This is a genomic window from Streptomyces sp. NPDC093591 (assembly GCF_044764885.1).
Taxonomy (GTDB): Bacteria; Actinomycetota; Actinomycetes; order Streptomycetales; family Streptomycetaceae; genus Streptomyces.
Map to the genome: position 1 here is coordinate 133,656 of NZ_JBIWIY010000007.1, position 18,045 is coordinate 151,700.

Genomic DNA, 18,045 nt, shown 5'->3' on the forward strand with positions numbered 1-18,045 from the left:
GGACCGGTGCCCGGCTTCGGCGGCACCCCGACGGAACCCTGCGCGGGCACGGCACCCGGCCGCGAAGACGCACCACCAGGACCCTGCCCCGGCATGGCGCCCGACCGGGAAGACCCACCGGCAGAACCCTGCCCAGGACCGGTGCCCGGCTTCGGCGGCACCCCGACGGAACCCTGCGCGGGCACGGCACCCGGCCGCGAAGACGCACCACCAGGACCCTGCCCCGGCATCGCGCCCGACCGGGAAGACCCACCGGCAGGAGCCTGCCCGGGACCGGCACCCGGCTTCGGCGGCACCCCGGTGGCGCCCTGCGTGGCTCGGGTGCCCGGTTGGGGGCGGGCGTCGGTGGAGCCCCGTGCGGGGGACGGGTGGTTGTCGGCCTCGGGGGACGGCTCCGCGGAGATCGGGCGGAGGCGGAAGGTGGTTTCCGCGGCGGTCTCGGCGGGGGCGCCCGTGCGGCGTGGCGTCGGGGGACGGTCGGCCGGGCGAGGCGGGGCGGCATCGGGCGCGGCCTGTCCGGCGCCCTCGTGGCGCAACGATCCGCCACTGTCCCGACGCCCTGCCATCGGCGGCGTGTCCGGGAAGCGCGCCGAGGCGCGGGGCGGCGGCGGGGACGTGGGGGCGTTCGGGTCGGTCCGGTCGCCGCGCGAGGGCGACGGAGAGACACCGGAGTTGTTTCCGGCCACCGACCGGGCGCCTACACCGCTGCTCCGAGGCGACGGCACGGCACCTGAGCCGTCCACGCCCTGCGATCCGGCCCAGGCCTGCGGGTCCGGGGACCCGGCGCCACCGTCGGCTCGCCGAGGCACGGCGGCTTCACCGCGTACGGGCCCTTCAGGCCCCGAGACCGGCCCACCGCCGACACCGCCAGGCACCGATCCCTCCGTTCGCGACCCGTCGCCGGTCGCCCGTGTGGCCTGCGTTCCCGGGACCGGCTGATCGCCCTGCGGACCGCCGGGCACCGGCGGCCGCGTGGGTCTCGGCGGGGTGGTCGGGCGGGGCGGGGCGGCGGGCGGCGGAGGTGCCGTGGGGCGTGGGGGGACGGGGGCGCGGCGCGCTTCCGTGCTCATGCACCCCCCGTTCCCTCGTGCCCGGGCTCGTCCTCGTACGCGGGCCGTCGTCGCGTTGTCCGTCTGCCCGGCGCGGACTCGTCCGACCAGGCACGCATACCCGCACGGGCGGGGTGTCATCCCGGCGCGGTCGTGCGACCGGGGCGTTCCCACACATGCGTGCGCGTCACTCTACGGGTTGATCCTGGGCGAACGGGAACCAGTCCGGGACCCCGTGTGCATCTGCCCGGAACATCCCCCTACCCTGCGGTAATCCTGCATGGCAGGCTTCGTTCATGACTGCGCGCGCCGCCGACCGGGCCCGTTACGACCGGGCCACCGCCCATCTCGACGCCCCTCTCGCGCTCGTGGACCTGGACGCCTTCGACGCCAACGCGGACGATCTCGTCCGCCGGGCCGGCGGGAAGCCGATCCGCGTCGCCAGCAAGTCCGTACGCTGCCGTGCCCTGCTGGAGCGGGTGCTCGCGAAGGACGGGTTCGCGGGGATCATGTCCTTCACGCTCGCCGAGTCCCTGTGGTTGGCGCGGTCCGGGTTCGACGACGTCCTGCTCGCCTATCCGTCCGCCGACCGGGCAGGTTTCGCCGAGTTGGCCGCCGATCCCAAGCTCGCCTCCGCCGTCACCGTGATGGTCGACGATCCGGCACAGCTCCGGCTCATCGACGAGTCCCGGGACGGGGGGCGTGAAGTCGTCCGGGTCTGCCTGGAGTTGGACACCTCGCTGAAGCTGCTCGGCGGGCGCGTGCGCGTCGGCGCCCGGCGTTCGCCGCTGCACTCCCCCGCCCAGGTCGCGGACATGGCTCGGTTCGTCGCCCGGCGGCCGGGGTTCGAGGTGGTCGGGATCATGGCGTACGAGGGGCATGTCGCCGGGGTCGGGGACGCCGTGGCGGGGCGGCCGTTGCGGTCGCGTGCCGTGCGGCTGATGCAGGCCGCCGCGCGCCGGGAGCTCGCCGAGCGGCGGGCCGAGGTGGTGCGGGCGGTGCGGGCCGTGGTGCCGGGACTGCGGTTCGTCAACGGCGGCGGGACCGGCAGTGTGCAGCACACCGCCGCCGAGGAGTCCGTCACCGAGATCGGGGCCGGGTCGGGGCTGTACGTGCCGCGGCTGTTCGACAACTACACGTCCTTCAGCGGGCGTCCGGCCGCGCTGTTCGCCCAGCCGGTCGTGCGCCGGCCGGGGGTCGGGGTGGTGACCGTCCTCGGCGGTGGATACCCGGCCTCGGGTGCGGCCGGGCCCGACCGGCTGCCGGTGCCGTATCTGCCCGAGGGGCTGCGCTACGACCCCCAGGAGGGGCCCGGCGAGGTGCAGACCCCGCTGCTCGGCTCCCCCGCCGACGATCTGCTGATCGGCGACAAGGTGTGGTTCCGGCACGCGAAGGCGGGTGAGCTGTGCGAGCGGTTCGGGGAGCTCCACCTCATCGAGGGAGACTCGGTGACGGCCACCGTGCCGACGTACCGGGGTGAAGGGCACACCTTCCTGTAGCCCGGCCTTCGGTGGCTCAGTCCGTCGCGGACCGGATGCCTCGCGTGAAGCGGTCCATGTCGGCCAGGGGCGGCCCGTCCTCGCCCGCGTCGAAGACGTAACGGACGATGACCGGTGCCTCGGTGCCGGCTGGGGACGCGAAGGCGAGGGACTGGACGTATCCGCCCGGTCCCTCGGCGGTCCTGACCCGCCAGCGCACGAAGTAGCCGGTGCGGCCCGCCACTTCGACCGGGCCGGACTTGACGACCTGGTGGGACTCGATGCCGCCGAAGGGCCGCCGGCCGACGCGGTCACGGTCGTAGGCCTCGTCGGCCGCCTCCTTGATGTCCGCCTTGGCGAGGGCCTCGGGGGCCGTCTCGCCGTCACGGTTCGTCGCCGTGCGCGAGATGACCTTGCCGTGCCGGCAGAAGCCGAGCTCGTCGCCGGGACATTCGTAGGTACCGTCCGTGGCCATGAGCACGTCGGGCTCGGTGAAGGTCTGTGGCCTGACCCAGCCGTCGAGCAACGGCAGGGTGATGCCGTTGAGTTGGTCCACCACGACGGCCGGGTCGTCGGCGGAGGGCTCGGAGGTGGACTCCGACGGGGTGGGGGTGGGGGTCTCGGTGGCCGGCTCACGGGGTGCGGGCTCCGTCGTCGCCAGTGTCGGGGCGGTGTTCACCTCCGCGCCCCCGTCGTCCTCGCCGAGCACGATCGCGCCCGTGACGATCGCGGTGACCAGTACGGCTCCGGCGGCGGTGAGGGCGATGGCCCTCGACCGCAGCGCGGAGGCGTCACCGGCGGACGGCGGACGGGGCGGCACCGGCGACTGCGGGCCGGGGTCCGGCGGGCCGTACGCCTGCGGGTGGCCGGGCACGGGGGGCGCCGGCACCGGCGGTCCCGGGACGTCGGGAGCGCGCCGGTGCTCGGTCCAGGCCGTTCCGTCCCACCAGCGCTCCAGATGCGGGGCCTTGGGGTCGCGGTACCAGCCGGGCGAGGGTGTCATGCTCACCCCGGCCACTGTAGGGCGGCCTACAGCGGCGTGACGTACGCCCCGGAGATTCCGCCGTCGACCAGGAAGTCGGTGGCGTTCACGAACGAGGAGTCGTCGCTGGCCAGGAAGGCGACCGCGGCGGCGATCTCCTCGGCTTCGGCGAAACGGCCGACCGGGATGTGGACGAGGCGGCGCGCGGCGCGCTCCGGGTCCTTGGCGAACAGCTCCTGCAGGAGCGGGGTGTTGACCGGCCCGGGGCACAGGGCGTTGACCCGGATGCCGTCGCGGGCGAACTGCACGCCCAGCTCGCGGGACATGGCCAGGACGCCGCCCTTGGAGGCGGTGTACGAGATCTGGGACGTGGCGGCACCCATCCGCGCCACGAAGGACGCCGTGTTGATGATGGAGCCCTTGCCCTGCTGCCGCATGTAGGGGATGGCGGCCTTGCAGCACAGGTAGACGGAGGTGAGGTTGACCTCCTGGACGCGCTTCCAGGCCTCCAGGCCGGTCTCCAGGATGGAGTCGTCGTCGGGCGGCGAGATACCGGCGTTGTTGAAGGCGATGTCGACGCTGCCGTAGGTGTCGTACGCCGTCCTGAACAGCGCCTCGACCTGCTCGGGGTCGGTGACGTCGACCTTCACGAAGAGCCCGCCGACCTCCTCGGCGACGGCCTTGCCGCGCTGCTCGTCGACGTCGCCGCAGACGACGTGGGCGCCCTCGGAGGCGAGGCGGCGGGCGGTGGCGAGGCCGATGCCGCTGCCGGCTCCGGTGATGACGGCCGTACGGCCGACGAGGCGACGGCAGATGCTTTCCTCGGTGGGAGAGGTCACTGTGCGGGGCCTTCCGTGCTGATGAAGACGTTCTTGGTTTCGGTGAAGGCGGTCAGGGCGTCCGGGCCCAGCTCGCGGCCGATGCCGGACTGCTTGAAGCCGCCGAAGGGGGTCCAGTAGCGGACGCTGGAGTGGGAGTTGACGGACAGGTTGCCGGCCCGGACCGCCTGGGAAACGCGCAGGGCGCGGCCGACGTCACGGGTCCAGATGGAGCCGGAGAGGCCGTAGTCGGTGGCGTTGGCGAGGGCGACGGCCTCCGCCTCGTCCTCGAAGGGGAGGACGACGGCCACGGGTCCGAAGACCTCCTCCACGGCCACGCGCGCGTGCGGGTCGACGCCGGTGAGGACGGTGGGCGGGAACCAGAAGCCGGGGCCTTCGGGGGCCTTGCCGCGGATGCCGCCCAGGTCGTCGGTGACGTACGAACGGACACGGTCCAGCTGGGACTTGGAGATCAGCGGGCCCATCTGCGTCTGCTCGTCGGACGGGTCGCCGACCAGGACCGACTCGATCGCGGGGGCGAGGAGGTCGAGGAAACGGTCGTGGACCGAGCGCTGGACGAGGATGCGGGTGCGGGCGCAGCAGTCCTGGCCGGAGTTGTCGAGGAAGGACATGGGGGTGGCGGCCGCGGCGGCTTCGAGGTCGGCGTCGGCGAAGACGATGTTGGGGCTCTTGCCGCCGAGTTCGAGGGTGACGCGCTTGAGGAGCGCCGAGCCCTTCGCCAACACCTGTTTGCCCACGGTCGTGGACCCCGTGAAGACGATCTTCGCGACACCCGGGTGCTCGACGAGGGCGTTGCCCGCGACGGGGCCGTGGCCGGGAAGGACCTGGAACAGTCCCTCCGGGAGTCCTGCCTCCAGGGCGAGTTCGGCCAGCCGCATCGCGGTCAGCGGGGTCGTCTCGGCGGGCTTGAGGAGGACCGCGTTGCCGGCCGCGAGCGCCGGGGCGGTGCCCCAGGCCGCGATGGGCATCGGGAAGTTCCAGGGGGCGATCACGCCCACGACGCCCAGCGGTTCGAGGATCGTCACGTTCAGGCCGCCGGGGACCGGGATCTGGCGCCCGGTGAGCCGTTCCACTCCCCCGGCCGCGTAGTCGAGCAGATCGCGGACGTTGCCCGCCTCCCAGCGGGCGTTGCCGACGGTGTGTCCGGCCTCGCGGACCTCCAACTGGGCAAGTTCTTCGAGGTGTTCGTCGACGACGACGGCGAACCGGCGCAGCAGCCGGGCGCGTTCACCGGGTGCGAGGGCGGCCCATCCGGACTGCGCCTTCGTGGCCCGTACGACAGCGGCGTCGACGTCGGCCGCGGTGGCGGCGGGGACGGTGGCGACGACCTCTTCGGTGGCCGGATCGAGTACCTGGAGCTGGTCGGACAAGGAGGGCCTCACATGCGTTCGAAGGAGCGGCGCAGCTCCCAGTCGGTCACCGCGGCGTCGAAGGCGTCCAGCTCGACGCGCGCCATGTTGCGGTAGTGCGCGACGACCTCGTCGCCGAAGGCGGCCTTGGCGATCGGGCTGTTCTCCCAGAGCTCGGCGGCCTCGCGCAGGGTCGTCGGGACGTGCTCGAAGTCGGCGGCGTAGGCGTTGCCGGGGCAGGGCTCCGGCAGCTCCAGCTTCTGCTCGATGCCGTACAGACCGGCGGCCACCAGCCCCGCCACCGCGAGGTGCGGGTTGACGTCGCCGCCGGGGAGCCGGTTCTCGAAGCGCATCGAGCGGCCGTGGCCGACGACGCGCAGGGCACAGGTGCGGTTGTCGTAACCCCAGGCGACGGCGGTCGGGGCGAAGGAGCCCGGCTGGAACCGCTTGTAGGAGTTGATGTTGGGGGCGTAGAGCAGCGAGAAGTCACGCAGGGCGGCCAGCTGCCCGGCGAGGAAGTGCCGCATGACGTCCGACATGCCGCCCTCGCCGTCCCCTGCCATGGCGTTGTTGCCGGCGGCGTCCGCGAGGGAGAGGTGGATGTGGCAGGAGTTGCCCTCGCGCTCGTTGTACTTGGCCATGAAGGTGATCGACACGCCCTCCTGGGCGGCGATCTCCTTGGCGCCGGTCTTGTAGACGGCGTGCTGGTCGCAGGTGACCAGGGCGTCGTCGTACTTGAAGGCGATCTCGTGCTGGCCGGGGTTGCATTCGCCCTTGGCGGACTCGACGGTGAGGCCGGCGCCGGTCATCTCGTTGCGGATACGGCGCAGCAGGGGCTCGATCCGTCCCGTCCCCAGCACCGAGTAGTCGATGTTGTACTGGTTGGCCGGCGTGAGCCCGCGGTAGTTCGCGTCCCAGGCCTGCTCGTAGGTGTCCTTGAAGACGATGAACTCCAGCTCGGTGCCGACCTTGGCGGTGTACCCGAGCTCGGCGAGGCGCTCCAGCTGGCGGCGCAGGATCTGGCGAGGGGCGGCGACCACGGGCGAGCCGTCGTTCCAGGCGAGGTCGGCGACGAGCATGGCCGTACCGGCGTTCCAGGGCAGGCGGCGGAGCGTGGCCAGGTCGGGGTGCATGGCGAAGTCGCCGTAGCCGCGGTCCCAGGAGGACATGGCGTAGCCGTCGACGGTGTTCATCTCGGTGTCGACGGCGAGGAGGTAGTTGCAGCCCTCGGTGCCGTGGTGCAGGACCTCGTCGAGGAAGAAGCGGGCGGCGAACCGCTTGCCCTGGAGCCGCCCTTGCATATCGGGGAAGGCCAGGACGACAGTGTCGATCTCACCGCTCGCGACGAGGGCGCGCAGCTCCTCGACGCTCAGCGGGGGTGTGCGGTCTGCCACGGGAGAGCCTCCATTCGGCTACTTCGGTCAGCCGGAAGCCATAAGGTATTGCCGGGGACCATTGATTGGGAAGGGGGTCCGGCCACATGTCGCAGTCCGACCGCATGCCGCAGGCGGGCACGGAGCACGGGGCGCCCGGGGCCGACGACCGGCTGACGTCGGTGCTGCGGCCGGTGCGGGCAGGCAACGGCTTCGAGGAGGCCCTGGAGCAGATCCTCCAGGTGGTCCGGCTCGGGCTGGTGCCGGGCGGCGAACGGCTGCCCGCGGAGCGCGAGCTGGCCGACCGGCTCGGGATCAGCCGGGTGACGCTGCGCGAGGTGCTGAAGGTGCTCCAGGACCAGGGCCTGGTGGAGTCGCGGCGCGGGCGTTACGGCGGCACGTTCGTGCTGCCGCGCCCGCAGACCCCTGGCGAGGAGGAGCTGCGCCGCCGCCTGAAGGGCGTCGACGTCGAGGACACGTTGCGCTTCCGCGAGGTCCTGGAGGTGGGCGCGGCCGGGCTGTGCGCGGCGCACGGCCTGGACGACGACCAGGCCGACCGGCTGCGCGAGGCCTTGGCGCGCACGCACGACGCCCCGCTCGCCGAGTACCGCCGCCTGGACACGCTGCTGCACCTGACCCTCGCCGAGCTGTCCGGCTCCCCCACGCTCACCGCCCAGTACGCGGCCGTCCGCGCCACGGTCAACGACCTGCTCGACTGCATCCCGCTCCTGGTACGCAACCTGGAGCACTCCCAACGGCAGCACACCGCCCTGGTGGAGGCCGTGATCGAGGGCAACGCGGAGTGCGCGCGGGAAATCATGCGGGAGCACTGCGGGGGTACGGCGGCGCTGCTGCGGGGCTTCCTCGGCTGAGCCGCGCCACCGGCCGGCGACCCAAGGATTTACGGGCGATTAACGCACGGGTATTGCCTTCCCATGGCCGACCCCGCAAAGGTGTGGATCCATTCCATTGAGCCGGAGCTCGGTCGACCCCACCGTGCCCGGAAATGCCCGGTGTCCGCCACCCGTGGGGAGTCCACCCATGTCCCAGGAATCCACCAGCACAACCGCCCCCGAGGCGGACGACTATCTGGAACGCAGAGCCCTGCGCCGAGGCAGCGCCGGCTGGGTGCTGCTGACCGGTCTCGGCGTCGCCTACGTCGTCTCCGGCGACTACTCGGGCTGGAACTTCGGCCTCGCCGAGGGCGGCTTCGGGGGCCTCGCGATCGCCATGGTGCTCATGGGCGCGATGTACGCCTGCATGGTCTTCGCCCTCGCCGAGCTGTCCTCGATCCTGCCCACGGCGGGCGGCGGCTACGGCTTCGCCCGCCGGGCGCTGGGCCCGTGGGGCGGCTTTCTGACCGGTACGGCGATCCTCATCGAGTACGTCCTCGCGCCCGCCGCCATCGTCATCTTCATCGGCGACTACGTCGAGTCGCTGGGCCTGTTCGGCCTGGAGTCGGGCTGGCCGATGTACCTGGTCTGCTTCGCGATCTTCCTCGGCATCCATCTGTGGGGCGTGGGCGAGGCACTGCGCTTCAGCTTCGTCGTCACCGGCATCGCGGTGGTGGCCCTGGTCGTGTTCGCGCTGGCGGCGCTGCCGGACTTCAGCTTCGCGTCCCTGGACGACATCCCGGTCGACTCCTCGGCCGCTGGATCGAGCTCCTGGCTGCCGTTCGGCCTGCTCGGCATCTGGGCGGCGTTCCCCTTCGGCATGTGGTTCTTCCTCGGTGTCGAGGGCGTGCCGCTGGCGGCCGAGGAGACCAAGGAGCCGGCCCGCACGCTGCCGAAGGCGATCCGCTGGTCGATGGCCATCCTGGTGGTGCTGGCCGTGGTGACCTTCTTCGCGGCGGCCGGCGCACGTGGCTCGGCGGCGATCCAGGAGGCGGGCAACCCGCTGGTGGAGGCGCTCCAGCCGGACGGCAGGGCGACGGCTCTGAGCCGGATCGTGAACTACGCGGGCCTGGCGGGGTTGGTGGCGTCGTTCTTCTCTTTGATCTACGCGGGGTCGCGGCAGCTGTTCGCCCTGTCGCGGGCAGGCTATCTGCCTCGTTTCCTGTCCCTCACCAGCCGCCGCAAGGCGCCGTACCTGGGCCTGGTGGTGCCCGGCACGATCGGCTTCCTGCTGGCGGCGGTGTCGGGTGACGGCGCCCGGATGCTGAACATCGCGGTCTTCGGCGCGACCATCTCCTACGCGCTGATGTCCCTGTCGCACATCGTGCTGCGCCGCCGGGAGCCCGAGCTGGCGCGGCCGTACCGCACGCCCGGCGGGGTGCTGACGTCGTCGGTCGCCCTGGTGCTGGCCTGCGCGGCACTGGTGGCCACATTCCTCGTGGACGTGACGGCGGCGCTGATCGCGCTGGCGGTGTACGTCGTGGCCGTCGGGTACTTCGGTCTGTACAGCCGTAAGCGGCTGGTGGCGCAGGCGCCGGAGGAGGAATTCGCGGCGCTGGCGGCGGCCGAGGCAGAGTTGGCACGGGACTGAGGCGTTCGACTGTGAGGGAGTTGCGGTGGCCAGGCCGTTGATCGGTGTCAGCACCTATCTGGAGTCCGGTGCGCGCTGGGGTGTGTGGGAGCTGGACGCGGCGCTGCTGCCGGTCGGCTATCCCCGGCTGGTGCAGCGGGCCGGCGGCCTGGCCGCGATGCTGCCGCCGGACGACCCGGCGCACGCGGCCGCGGCCGTGGCGCGGCTGGACGGGCTGGTCATCGCGGGCGGTCCCGACGTGGAGCCCGTACGGTACGGCGCCGAACCGCATCCCCGCACCGGGCCGCCGGCGCGTGCGCGGGACGCCTGGGAGCTGGCCCTGATCGACGCGGGGCTGGCCGCGGGGATTCCTGTGCTGGGGATCTGCCGGGGGATGCAGCTGCTGAACGTCGCCCTCGGCGGCACGCTTGTGCAGCACATCGACGGGCACGCGGAGGTGGTGGGCGTCTTCGGCAGCCACAGCGTGAAGCCGGTGCCGGGGAGTCTGTACGCCGGGGTGGTGGCGGAGGAGGCGTCGGTGCCGACGTATCACCATCAGGCGGTGGATCGGCTGGGTGCGGGGCTGGTGGCCTCGGCGTACGCGGAGGACGGGACGGTGGAGGCGATCGAACTTCCCTCCGCGTCCTGGGTGCTGGGGGTGCAGTGGCATCCGGAGATGGGTGACGATCTGCGGGTGATGCAGGCCCTGGTACGTGCGGCCGGTGGCTGACAGGGGGATTTTCGCCCCCGCCGCCCCTACCCGTCCCATCCCCAGGGGCTCTGCCCCTTCGACCCCGCTCCCAGGGGGCTCTGCCCCCTGGACCCCCGCTCCTCAAACGCCGGAGGGGCTGAGTAGTTCAGCCCGTCCGGCGTTTGAGGACGAGGCCCGGAGGGCCGACAGCGGGGGTCCGGGGGCGGGACGGGTAGGGGCGGCGGGGGCGAGGAACTACCCCCGCGTCAGCGACAGCAGGTCGCGCGCCGGCCCCACCGGACGATGCCCCGTCGGCCACACCGCCCGCAGGTCCCGCGCCAGCGACACATCCGCCACCGGCACACTCACCAGCCGCCGCATCGCCAGCTCCTCCCCCACCGCGAGCTCGCTCAGCACCGCCGGCCCCGCCCCACTCACCGCCGCCGCCTTGACCGCGGTCGTCGAGGACAGCTCGATCAGCGGCCGGGCCAGCCCGCCCAGCGCCGCGTCCAGGACCTGCCGCGTACCCGAACCCTTCTCCCGCAGGATCAACGGAGTCACCGCGAGCTCAGAAGCCTCCAGTGGACGTCGGCGGCGGGACCAGGCGTGCCCCGGCGCGGTCACCACGATCAGGTTGTCGTGGGCGATGACCACGGAGTCCAGCCCCGTCGGCGCGGTGAGCCCCTCCACGAACCCCAGGTCCGCCTCGTCCGCCAGCAGCCGCTCCGCCACCGCCGCCGAGTTCCCGGCGAGCAGCGACACCGCCGTGTCCGGACGCTGGGCGCGCAGCGCGAGGAGCCAGCCCGGCAGCAGGTACTCCGCGATCGTCATGCTCGCCGCCACCCGCAGCCGCGAGTCCCGCCGGTCCCGCAACGCCTGCGCACCTGCGTCGAAGGCCTCCGCGGCCTCCACGACGCGCCGCGCCCAGTCCGTCACCAGCGCCCCCGCGTCCGTGAGCCGCGATCCCCTCGGTGACCGGTCCACCAACGCCACGCCCAGCTGCCGTTCCATCGACCGGATCCGGCTGCTCGCCGCCGGCTGGGTGATCCCCAGCTCACGCGCCGCCCCGCCCAGACTGCCGAGCCGCGCCACCGCCAGCAACAGCTCCAGCGCGCCGAGATCCGGGACACGATGTGCCAGGGTTCCCGCGCGAAACTGCCCCTCCGCCGCTTGAGTCATAAAGCCAGTTTATGTCGCCATAGAGGCAAACTCCCTGGTGGCAAGCAATTCACCCGGCGACCCTGAGCGCATGGTCTCCGCCGTCCGTCATCTCGGACCCAACTGGTACGCGTCCGTCATGGGCACCGCCGCCGTCGCCACCGCCGGAGCCGGACTGCCGCTGCACCTGCCCGGCCTGCGTACCGCCTGCACGGCCGTCTGGGCCCTGTCCCTGGCCCTGCTCGTCACCTTGCTCGGCGCCCGTGCCCTGCACTGGACCCACCACCGCGACCAGGCCCGCGCCCACCTCCTCGACCCGGCCACGGCGCCCTTCTACGGCTGCCTGGCCATGGCCCTGTCGGCCGTCGGCGGCGGTGCCGTCACCGTGGGCCGGGACTGGATCGGGGTCGGAGCGGCGGTCGCCCTCGATGCCGTCCTCTTCACCGCCGGTACGGTCGTCGGGCTGGCGGCGGCGGTCGCCGTCCCGTACCTCATGGCCGTACGCCATCGCATCGAGCCGTCGCAGGCCACGCCCGTGTGGCTGTTGCCGCTCGTCGCGCCCATGGTGTCCGCCGCGCTCGGGCCGCTGCTGGTGCCGCATCTGCCGCCCGGGCAGGCCCAGGAGACCCTGCTGCTCGCCTGCTTCGCGATGTTCGGGCTGAGTCTGCTCGCCACCCTGCTGATGCTGCCGCTGGTCTTCGCCCGGCTGGTCGCCGGCGGACCCCTGCCCCTCGCCCTCACCCCGACCCTGTTCCTGGTGCTGGGCCCGCTCGGGCAGTCCACCACCGCCGTCGGCATGTTCGCCGAGGTCGCACCGGGAGTGGTCGCCGCGCCGTACGGCCAGGCCTTCGGCATTCTCGCCGTGCTCTACGGCGTGCCCGTGCTGGGCTTCGCGCTGCTCTGGTTCGGGCTCGCCACCGCCCATGTGCTGCGGGCTCGGCGGCACGGCATGGGGTTCGCGATGACGTGGTGGGCGTTCACCTTCCCGGTCGGCACCTGTGTCACCGGCGCCGCGGCAATGGCCCGGCACACCGGGCTCGTGGTCTACGACGGTCTCGCGGTCGGGCTGTACCTGGTGCTCGTCGCCGCCTGGGCCGTCGCCACCGTGTGCACTGCCCGCGGTCTGCTCAACGGTGCGCTGCTCGCAGGCCCCCGGACAGCACCCGCGGCGCCTCGGCCAGTGACGGGCCGTACCACGTCAGGTGCCGCCCACTGACCAGCGCACAGGGCAGACCGGGGAACGCCTCCGGACCGTCCTCGGCCGTGAAGCGGTACGGCTCGTCGGGGAGGACGACGACACCGGGGGCCGCCGCCCGCAGGTCGTCCAGGGGGATGCGGGGGTAGCGGTCCTCGTGCGTCGCGTACAGGTGGTCCACGCCGAGGCGGGTCAGTACGTCGCCCGCGAAGGTGTCGCGGCCCAGCACCATCCAGGGGCGCCGCCAGATCGGGACCACGGCTGTCGTACGGCGTTCGGGGAGCGGCAGCGAGGACCAGGTCCGCTCCGCCTCGTCCAGCCAGCGCGGGCGGGCCGTTACCCCGCAGGCGTCCAGCACGCGCGCCAGTTCCCGGAAGGCCGCCGGGACGTCCCGCACCTCGGTCACCAGGACCTCGATACCGGCCGCGCGGAGAGCGGCGAGGTCGGGCTCGCGGTTCTCCTCCTCGTTGGCGATCACCAGGTCGGGGGCGAGGGCGACGATCCGGTCGACCTTGGGGTTCTTGGTGCCGCCGACGCGGGTGACGTCCAGTTCGGCCGGATGGGTGCACCAGTCCGTGGCGCCGACCAGGGCGCCGGGGGCCGAGACGGCCACGGCCTCGGTGAGGGACGGCACCAGGGAGACGACGCGCATCATCGCCCCGGCCGGTCCCGGACCGCCTCGATGTGCTCGGCCACCGCGACGACGACCACGCGCGTGTCCGGCACGGTCGCCCGCCAGCGGTGGCGCACCCCGCCGGTGAGGTACAGGGTGTCGCCGCGGCCGAGGCGGTACGCGCGCCCCTCCGCCTCGATCTCCACGGCGCCGTCGGCGACGTACATCAACTGGTCGTTGCGGTACTGGAATTCACGGCCCGCGTCATGGTCGCCGGTGAACTCCGAGGCGTGCATCTGATGGTGACCGCGCACCAGGGAACGCACCCGCGGTTCCGGCTCCAGCTCGGTGGACTCGGCCCGCACCACGTCGACGCTGCACGCCGGGTCGGCGGCGGCGAGGAGCTCCACGGCGGTCGTGCGCAGCGCGTCGGCGACCTTCTCCAGGGAGCTGCGGCTGGGGCGTGCCCGGTCGTTCTCGACCTGGCTCAGGAAGGGCACCGACAGGCCGCTGCGCTCGGCGACGACGGCGAGGGTGAGGTCCAGGGCGCGACGACGACGCCGCACGGCCGCGCCCACTCGAAGGGACTGTTCTTTGTGGTCGCCCATCGCTCCGGCTCCCTCCTTCGCTCGTCGGCCCGATGTCCTCGCGTCCGCCTCCCGGCGCACACCTTCTGTTGAGTTCTCTGCACCCTACGCATGTTCGGCAAACCGTTTCATGCGCCCGTCGCATCGACGACACCTCAGGGGGAGTACGACCCATCGGTTCGCGCCAGCGGGATCGGCGCCCCGGACGGGACGGCCGCCCGCGCGGCACCGCTGACTCCCGATCAGCACGAGTACCCCGTGTTCATTTCAATGCTGCGGCAGCCTCCCCTGTTCCCTCGCGGCCGCCGGTGGAGTGCCTGGCGGAGCGGCCAGGGGCTCGGGTGGTGGCGTAGCGCTCTGTGGTTGGCCGGATCCTTCTCGTAGGCGTGGGCACAGGTCTCGGTCCGGCCCAGGGTGGTGGTGACGCGAACAGAAACCGGGTGCGGGATTCACGTACGCGTGAATCCCGCACCCGGTGCATTTTTCTACGTCGGGGCCGGCGGAGCTACCCCGTCACAGGCGCCAGCTCGTCCTCGATCCCCGGATGGGCGTCCATCCAACGGCGTGCGGATTCCTTCTCGTTTCCGGCGCCGCCCTTCTGGATCTCCACCTCCAGTGAGGCGAGTTGCTCCTCGGTCAGCTTGAAGTCCTTCAGCCAGCCGCTCAGTTCGGGGAATTCCCGGCCGAAGTCCTTCTTGGCCACGGTGTGGATCTGCTCGCCCTCGCCCCAGGCGCCCTTCGGGTCCTTGAGCTTCTTCAGGTCGTACTTGCCGTACGCCCAGTGCGGCGTCCACAGCGTCACGACCACGGGCTCACGCTTCTTGATCGACCGGTCCAGCTCCGCCAGCATCGACGACGTACTGGACGACACGACCTTGTACTCACCGTCCAGACCGTACGCCTTCAGCACCGACTTGTTCAGCGTGCCCATCATCCCGGCACTCGCCTCGATACCGATGATCTTCCCACCGAACTTCTTCCCCTGCCCCTTCAGGTCGGCGAGCGAATCGACGCCCTTCACATAGGAGGGAACCGTCAACTCCAATGACGTCGGCCCGTACCACGGCCCGAGGTCGTCCAACTTCCCCTTGAAGCGGTCCACGTATTCCTTGTGCGTGGTCGGCAGCCAGCCGTCCAGCTGTACGTCCATCTGCCCCTGCGCGAGCGAGGTGTAGAGCGGGCCGGGGTCGAGCTGCTTGACGTTCGGCTTGTAGCCGCGGTCCTCCAGGATGTTCTGCCAGAGGTAGGTGGCGGCGATGGCCTCGTCCCACGGGAAGTAGCCCATGTTGACGGTCTTGCCCGCGTCCTTGCCCTGCGCCTTCGCGCCGCCGGGAACCGGGGCGAGCTTGTCGACCACGCCGGGGTTCTTCTTCAGCCAGGTGCGCACGCCGTCCTGCTCCTGGCCCTCGCCGGCCGCGCGGATGTCGTTCTCCAGGCCGGTCAGTTGCGTCTCGGTGAGCTTGAAGTCCTTCAGCCACTTCGCGACGGTCGGGTCCTTCTTGCCGAAGCCCTTGTGCGCGACGGTGTGGATCTGCTCGCCCTTGCCCCAGGCGCCCTCGGGGTCCTTGAGCTTCTTCAGGTCGTACTTGCCGTACGCCCAGTGCGGCGACCACAGCGTCACCACGACCGGCTCACGCTTCTTGATCGACCGGTCCAGCTCCGCCAGCATCGACGACGTACTGGACGACACGACCTTGTACTCGCCGTCCAGACCGTACGCCTTCAGCACCGACTTGTTCAGCGTGCCCATCATCCCGGCACTCGCCTCGATACCGATGATCTTCCCGCCGAACTTCTTCCCCTGACCCTTCAGATCGGCGAGCGAATCGACGCCCTTCACATACGACGGAACGGTCAGCTCCAGCGACGTCGGCCCGTACCAGGCACCCAGATCGTCGAGCTGCGAGCTGTACTTGTCCCAGTACGCCTTGTGCGTGGTCGGCAGCCAGGCGTCGGTCTGGAAGTCGATGTCGCCGCGGGCCACGCCCGAGTAGAGCGGGCCGGGGTCGAGCTGCTTGACGTCGGTCTCGTAGCCACGCCGCTCCAGGAGCTCCTTCCACAGGTATGTGGTGGCGGTGCCCTCGTCCCAGGGGATGTAGCCGATGTTGATCTTCTTGCCCTGGCCCACGTTCGTGCTGTTCCCGCCGGCGGTCTGCTCGCTGCCGCCGGAGCCGGTGAGGTTCATGCCGCCGGCGACGAGGGCGAGGACGACGACGCCGATGACCGCCACCGCGCCGCCCGGCTTGTAGTGGGCGAGCCTGAAGCGGCCGGCGGCGGCGACCGCGGCCTTGGCCGCGGCGCGGCGGCCGAGCGGCGAGACCCGCTGGCCCAGCGCGCCGGTCATCCGGTCCAGGTACATCGCGAGGATGACCACGGCGACACCGCTCTCGGCGGCCAGGCCGACCTTGAGCTGGGTGATGGCGGAGTAGACCTGCTCACCGAGGCCACCGGCACCGGCCATGCCGCCGATGACCACCATCGACAGGGCCAGCATGATCACCTGGTTGACGCCGGCCATGATCGTCGGCAGCGCGAGCGGCAGCTGGACGCGGGCCAGCGTGGTGCGCGGGCTGGTGCCGAACGCCTCGGCCGCCTCGATCAGTTCGCCGTCCACCTGCCGGATGCCCAGCTCGGTCATCCGCACGCCCGGCGGCATGGCGAAGATGATCGTCGCGAGGAGGCCGGGGGTGGTGCCGACGCCGAAGAACATGACGCCGGGGATGAGGTAGATGAAGGCCGGCATCGTCTGCATGACGTCGAGCACCGGCCGCAGCTGGGCGCTGACCCGGTTGCTGCGGGCGGCCCAGATGCCCAGCGGCACCGCGAACACGATGGTGATGACCGCGGCGACGAGGACGAGCGAGAGCGTGTCCATCGCGTCGTCCCACAGGCCGAGCGAGTCGATCAGGGCGAGGCCGACGAAGGCCAGGGCACCGGGCAGCAGACCGCGCAGCCAGCACGCGATCACGGCGAGGATGCCGGCCATCAGCAGCGGCTCGCCGCCGCCGAGGACGGCGTCGACCGCGTCGTACATGCCGCCGAGGACGGCGTTGATGATGTCGAACACCCAGTTCAGGTGGGACTGGAGCCAGCCCACCAGGTCTTCGATCCAGTCTCCGAAGTGGATCCTAGGCATTGGCGATCACCTTCCCGTCGCGGGTGCCGCGCGGGTTGTCGCAGGGCTCGGGCTCGCCCTGCTGGTCGCCGAGGAGGCCGACGAGGCGCTGCCGGGGGACGCGGCCGACGAGTTTCCCCTTGACGTCGAGCACTGCCACGGGGTGCGTCAGGCGGGCGCTGATCGCGCAGAGTTCGGTGAACGGTGTGTCCGGCGTCGCGGTCTCGCAGCCGCAGCCGATCTCGTCGCCGCGGACGTCCTCGTCCATGACGGCCGCCGCGGTCAGGACCCGGGAGCGGTCGACGTCCTGGATGAAGGAGGCGACGTAGTCGTTGGCGGGACGGATCAGGATGTCCTCGGCGCTGCCGGTCTGGACGATGCGGCCGTCACGCATGACCGCGATGCGGTCGCCGAGCCGCATGGCCTCGTTGAGGTCGTGGGTGATGAAGACGATCGTCTTCTTCAGGGTCTGCTGGAGCTGGAGCAGCTGGTCCTGCATGTCACGGCGGATCAGGGGGTCGAGCGCGCTGAACGACTCGTCCATGAGGAGCAGGTCGGCGTCGGTGGCGAGCGCGCGGGCCAGGCCCACGCGCTGCTGCATGCCGCCGGACAGCTCGTCGGGCCAGGACTTCTCCCAGCCGGCCAGACCGCACAGTTCCAGTGCCTCGGCGGCGCGCTTCTCGCGCTCGGCGCGGGGCACGCCCTGGACGCCGAGGCCGTAGGCGGCGTTCTCCAGGACGCTGCGGTGCGGGAAGAGCGCGAAGTGCTGGAACACCATGCTGATCTTCTGCGCGCGGACCGCACGCAGCTCGCGGTCGCCGAGCGCGGTCAGGTCCTGGCCGTCGAAGCGGACGTGACCCGCGGTCGGCTCCAGGAGCCCGTTGAGCATGCGCAGCAAGGTGGACTTGCCGGACCCGGACAGGCCCATGACGACGAAGATCTGGCCGGCTTCCACGGTGAAGGAGGCGTCGATCACGGCGGCGGTGGTGCCGTCGGCGCGCAGCTCCTCCCGGTCGGCTCCCTGGCGGAGCCGCTCGACGGCCTCGTCCGGTCGTCTGCCGAACACCTTGTAGAGATGCTCGGCCTCTAGTCTGGATGACACGGGTACCTCTTGTTTCGACGGCGAATTCGACGGCAAAGGAAAGGGAGCGAC

14 protein-coding genes are annotated in these 18,045 nt (G+C 71.8%); 5 read left to right on the plus strand and 9 right to left on the minus strand.

Features of this window, described 5'->3' with window-relative positions; genetic code table 11:
• The first annotated feature begins 1,345 nt into the window (after nucleotides 1-1,345).
• Nucleotides 1,346-2,548, plus strand: coding sequence for an amino acid deaminase/aldolase (locus tag ACIREI_RS16760; RefSeq protein WP_403333259.1), 1,203 nt, complete (start codon nucleotides 1,346-1,348; stop codon nucleotides 2,546-2,548).
• 16 nt (nucleotides 2,549-2,564) lie between these two features.
• Here the strand turns inward: ACIREI_RS16760 and ACIREI_RS16765 are convergent, their stop codons facing one another.
• From ACIREI_RS16765 to ACIREI_RS16780, 4 genes are read right to left on the minus strand one after another with little or no spacing between them, the layout of a single operon-like run.
• On the minus strand, nucleotides 2,565-3,530 hold the full coding sequence (locus ACIREI_RS16765; RefSeq protein WP_403333683.1) for a DUF2510 domain-containing protein: 966 nt from the start codon (nucleotides 3,528-3,530) through the stop codon (nucleotides 2,565-2,567).
• Between the two features lie 26 nt (nucleotides 3,531-3,556).
• Complete coding sequence (locus ACIREI_RS16770; RefSeq protein ID WP_403333261.1) at nucleotides 3,557-4,348, minus strand: 3-oxoacyl-ACP reductase; 792 nt, start codon at nucleotides 4,346-4,348, stop codon at nucleotides 3,557-3,559.
• Nucleotides 4,345-5,718: an aldehyde dehydrogenase family protein gene (locus ACIREI_RS16775; RefSeq protein ID WP_403333263.1), complete on the minus strand. Its 1,374-nt coding sequence runs from the start codon at nucleotides 5,716-5,718 to the stop codon at nucleotides 4,345-4,347. The genes ACIREI_RS16770 and ACIREI_RS16775 overlap by 4 nt, the downstream gene beginning before the upstream one ends.
• A gap of 8 nt (nucleotides 5,719-5,726) precedes the next feature.
• A complete protein-coding gene (locus ACIREI_RS16780) occupies nucleotides 5,727-7,091 on the minus strand; it encodes a glutamine synthetase family protein (protein WP_403333264.1) in 1,365 nt (454 codons plus the stop codon).
• A 104-nt stretch (nucleotides 7,092-7,195) separates the two neighbouring features.
• Between ACIREI_RS16780 and ACIREI_RS16785 the strand changes: the two genes are divergently transcribed.
• From ACIREI_RS16785 to ACIREI_RS16795, 3 genes are all read left to right on the plus strand, one after another.
• On the plus strand, nucleotides 7,196-7,942 hold the full coding sequence (locus ACIREI_RS16785; RefSeq protein ID WP_403333685.1) for a FadR/GntR family transcriptional regulator: 747 nt from the start codon (nucleotides 7,196-7,198) through the stop codon (nucleotides 7,940-7,942).
• A gap of 169 nt (nucleotides 7,943-8,111) precedes the next feature.
• On the plus strand, nucleotides 8,112-9,554 hold the full coding sequence (gene eat, locus ACIREI_RS16790; protein ID WP_403333266.1) for an ethanolamine permease: 1,443 nt from the start codon (nucleotides 8,112-8,114) through the stop codon (nucleotides 9,552-9,554).
• A gap of 37 nt (nucleotides 9,555-9,591) precedes the next feature.
• Nucleotides 9,592-10,263 (plus strand): gamma-glutamyl-gamma-aminobutyrate hydrolase family protein, encoded by a 672-nt coding sequence (locus tag ACIREI_RS16795; protein WP_403333687.1) that lies wholly within the window; start codon nucleotides 9,592-9,594, stop codon nucleotides 10,261-10,263.
• Nucleotides 10,264-10,479: 216 nt separating this feature from the next.
• Here the strand turns inward: ACIREI_RS16795 and ACIREI_RS16800 are convergent, their stop codons facing one another.
• The gene (locus tag ACIREI_RS16800) at nucleotides 10,480-11,403 is read right to left on the minus strand and encodes a LysR family transcriptional regulator (protein WP_302001973.1); all 924 of its coding nucleotides are present in this window, start codon (nucleotides 11,401-11,403) and stop codon (nucleotides 10,480-10,482) included.
• A 70-nt stretch (nucleotides 11,404-11,473) separates the two neighbouring features.
• On the opposite strand from ACIREI_RS16800, the gene ACIREI_RS16805 reads away from it, so the two are divergent.
• Entirely contained in the window at nucleotides 11,474-12,598 is a 1,125-nt protein-coding gene (locus ACIREI_RS16805; protein ID WP_403333269.1) for a TDT family transporter, read from the plus strand.
• Here the strand turns inward: ACIREI_RS16805 and ACIREI_RS16810 are convergent.
• The 4 genes from ACIREI_RS16810 to ACIREI_RS16825 form a co-directional block, all read right to left on the minus strand.
• Nucleotides 12,510-13,229 (minus strand): helical backbone metal receptor, encoded by a 720-nt coding sequence (locus ACIREI_RS16810; RefSeq protein WP_403333689.1) that lies wholly within the window; start codon nucleotides 13,227-13,229, stop codon nucleotides 12,510-12,512. The genes ACIREI_RS16805 and ACIREI_RS16810 overlap by 89 nt on opposite strands.
• Entirely contained in the window at nucleotides 13,229-13,798 is a 570-nt protein-coding gene (locus ACIREI_RS16815) for a helix-turn-helix domain-containing protein (RefSeq protein WP_403333271.1), read from the minus strand. Before ACIREI_RS16815 ends, ACIREI_RS16810 begins: the two co-directional genes overlap by 1 nt.
• A gap of 484 nt (nucleotides 13,799-14,282) precedes the next feature.
• Complete coding sequence (locus ACIREI_RS16820; RefSeq protein ID WP_403333273.1) at nucleotides 14,283-16,913, minus strand: ABC transporter permease/substrate binding protein; 2,631 nt, start codon at nucleotides 16,911-16,913, stop codon at nucleotides 14,283-14,285.
• Nucleotides 16,906-17,994 (minus strand): glycine betaine/L-proline ABC transporter ATP-binding protein, encoded by a 1,089-nt coding sequence (locus ACIREI_RS16825; protein WP_403333275.1) that lies wholly within the window; start codon nucleotides 17,992-17,994, stop codon nucleotides 16,906-16,908. The genes ACIREI_RS16820 and ACIREI_RS16825 overlap by 8 nt, the downstream gene beginning before the upstream one ends.
• Nucleotides 17,995-18,045 lie beyond the last annotated feature (51 nt).

Bases quoted from the DNA above. Each gene is read 5' to 3' on its own strand.
- ACIREI_RS16760 (WP_403333259.1), top strand. From the start codon at position 1,346: ATGACTGCGCGCGCCGCCGACCGGGCCCGTTACGACCGGGCCACCGCC.
- ACIREI_RS16765 (WP_403333683.1), bottom strand. From the start codon at position 3,530: ATGACACCCTCGCCCGGCTGGTACCGCGACCCCAAGGCCCCGCATCTG.
- ACIREI_RS16785 (WP_403333685.1), top strand. From the start codon at position 7,196: ATGCCGCAGGCGGGCACGGAGCACGGGGCGCCCGGGGCCGACGACCGG.
- eat (WP_403333266.1), top strand. From the start codon at position 8,112: ATGTCCCAGGAATCCACCAGCACAACCGCCCCCGAGGCGGACGACTAT.
- ACIREI_RS16800 (WP_302001973.1), bottom strand. From the start codon at position 11,403: ATGACTCAAGCGGCGGAGGGGCAGTTTCGCGCGGGAACCCTGGCACAT.
- ACIREI_RS16805 (WP_403333269.1), top strand. From the start codon at position 11,474: ATGGTCTCCGCCGTCCGTCATCTCGGACCCAACTGGTACGCGTCCGTC.
- ACIREI_RS16810 (WP_403333689.1), bottom strand. From the start codon at position 13,229: ATGCGCGTCGTCTCCCTGGTGCCGTCCCTCACCGAGGCCGTGGCCGTC.
- ACIREI_RS16815 (WP_403333271.1), bottom strand. From the start codon at position 13,798: ATGGGCGACCACAAAGAACAGTCCCTTCGAGTGGGCGCGGCCGTGCGG.
- ACIREI_RS16820 (WP_403333273.1), bottom strand. From the start codon at position 16,913: ATGCCTAGGATCCACTTCGGAGACTGGATCGAAGACCTGGTGGGCTGG.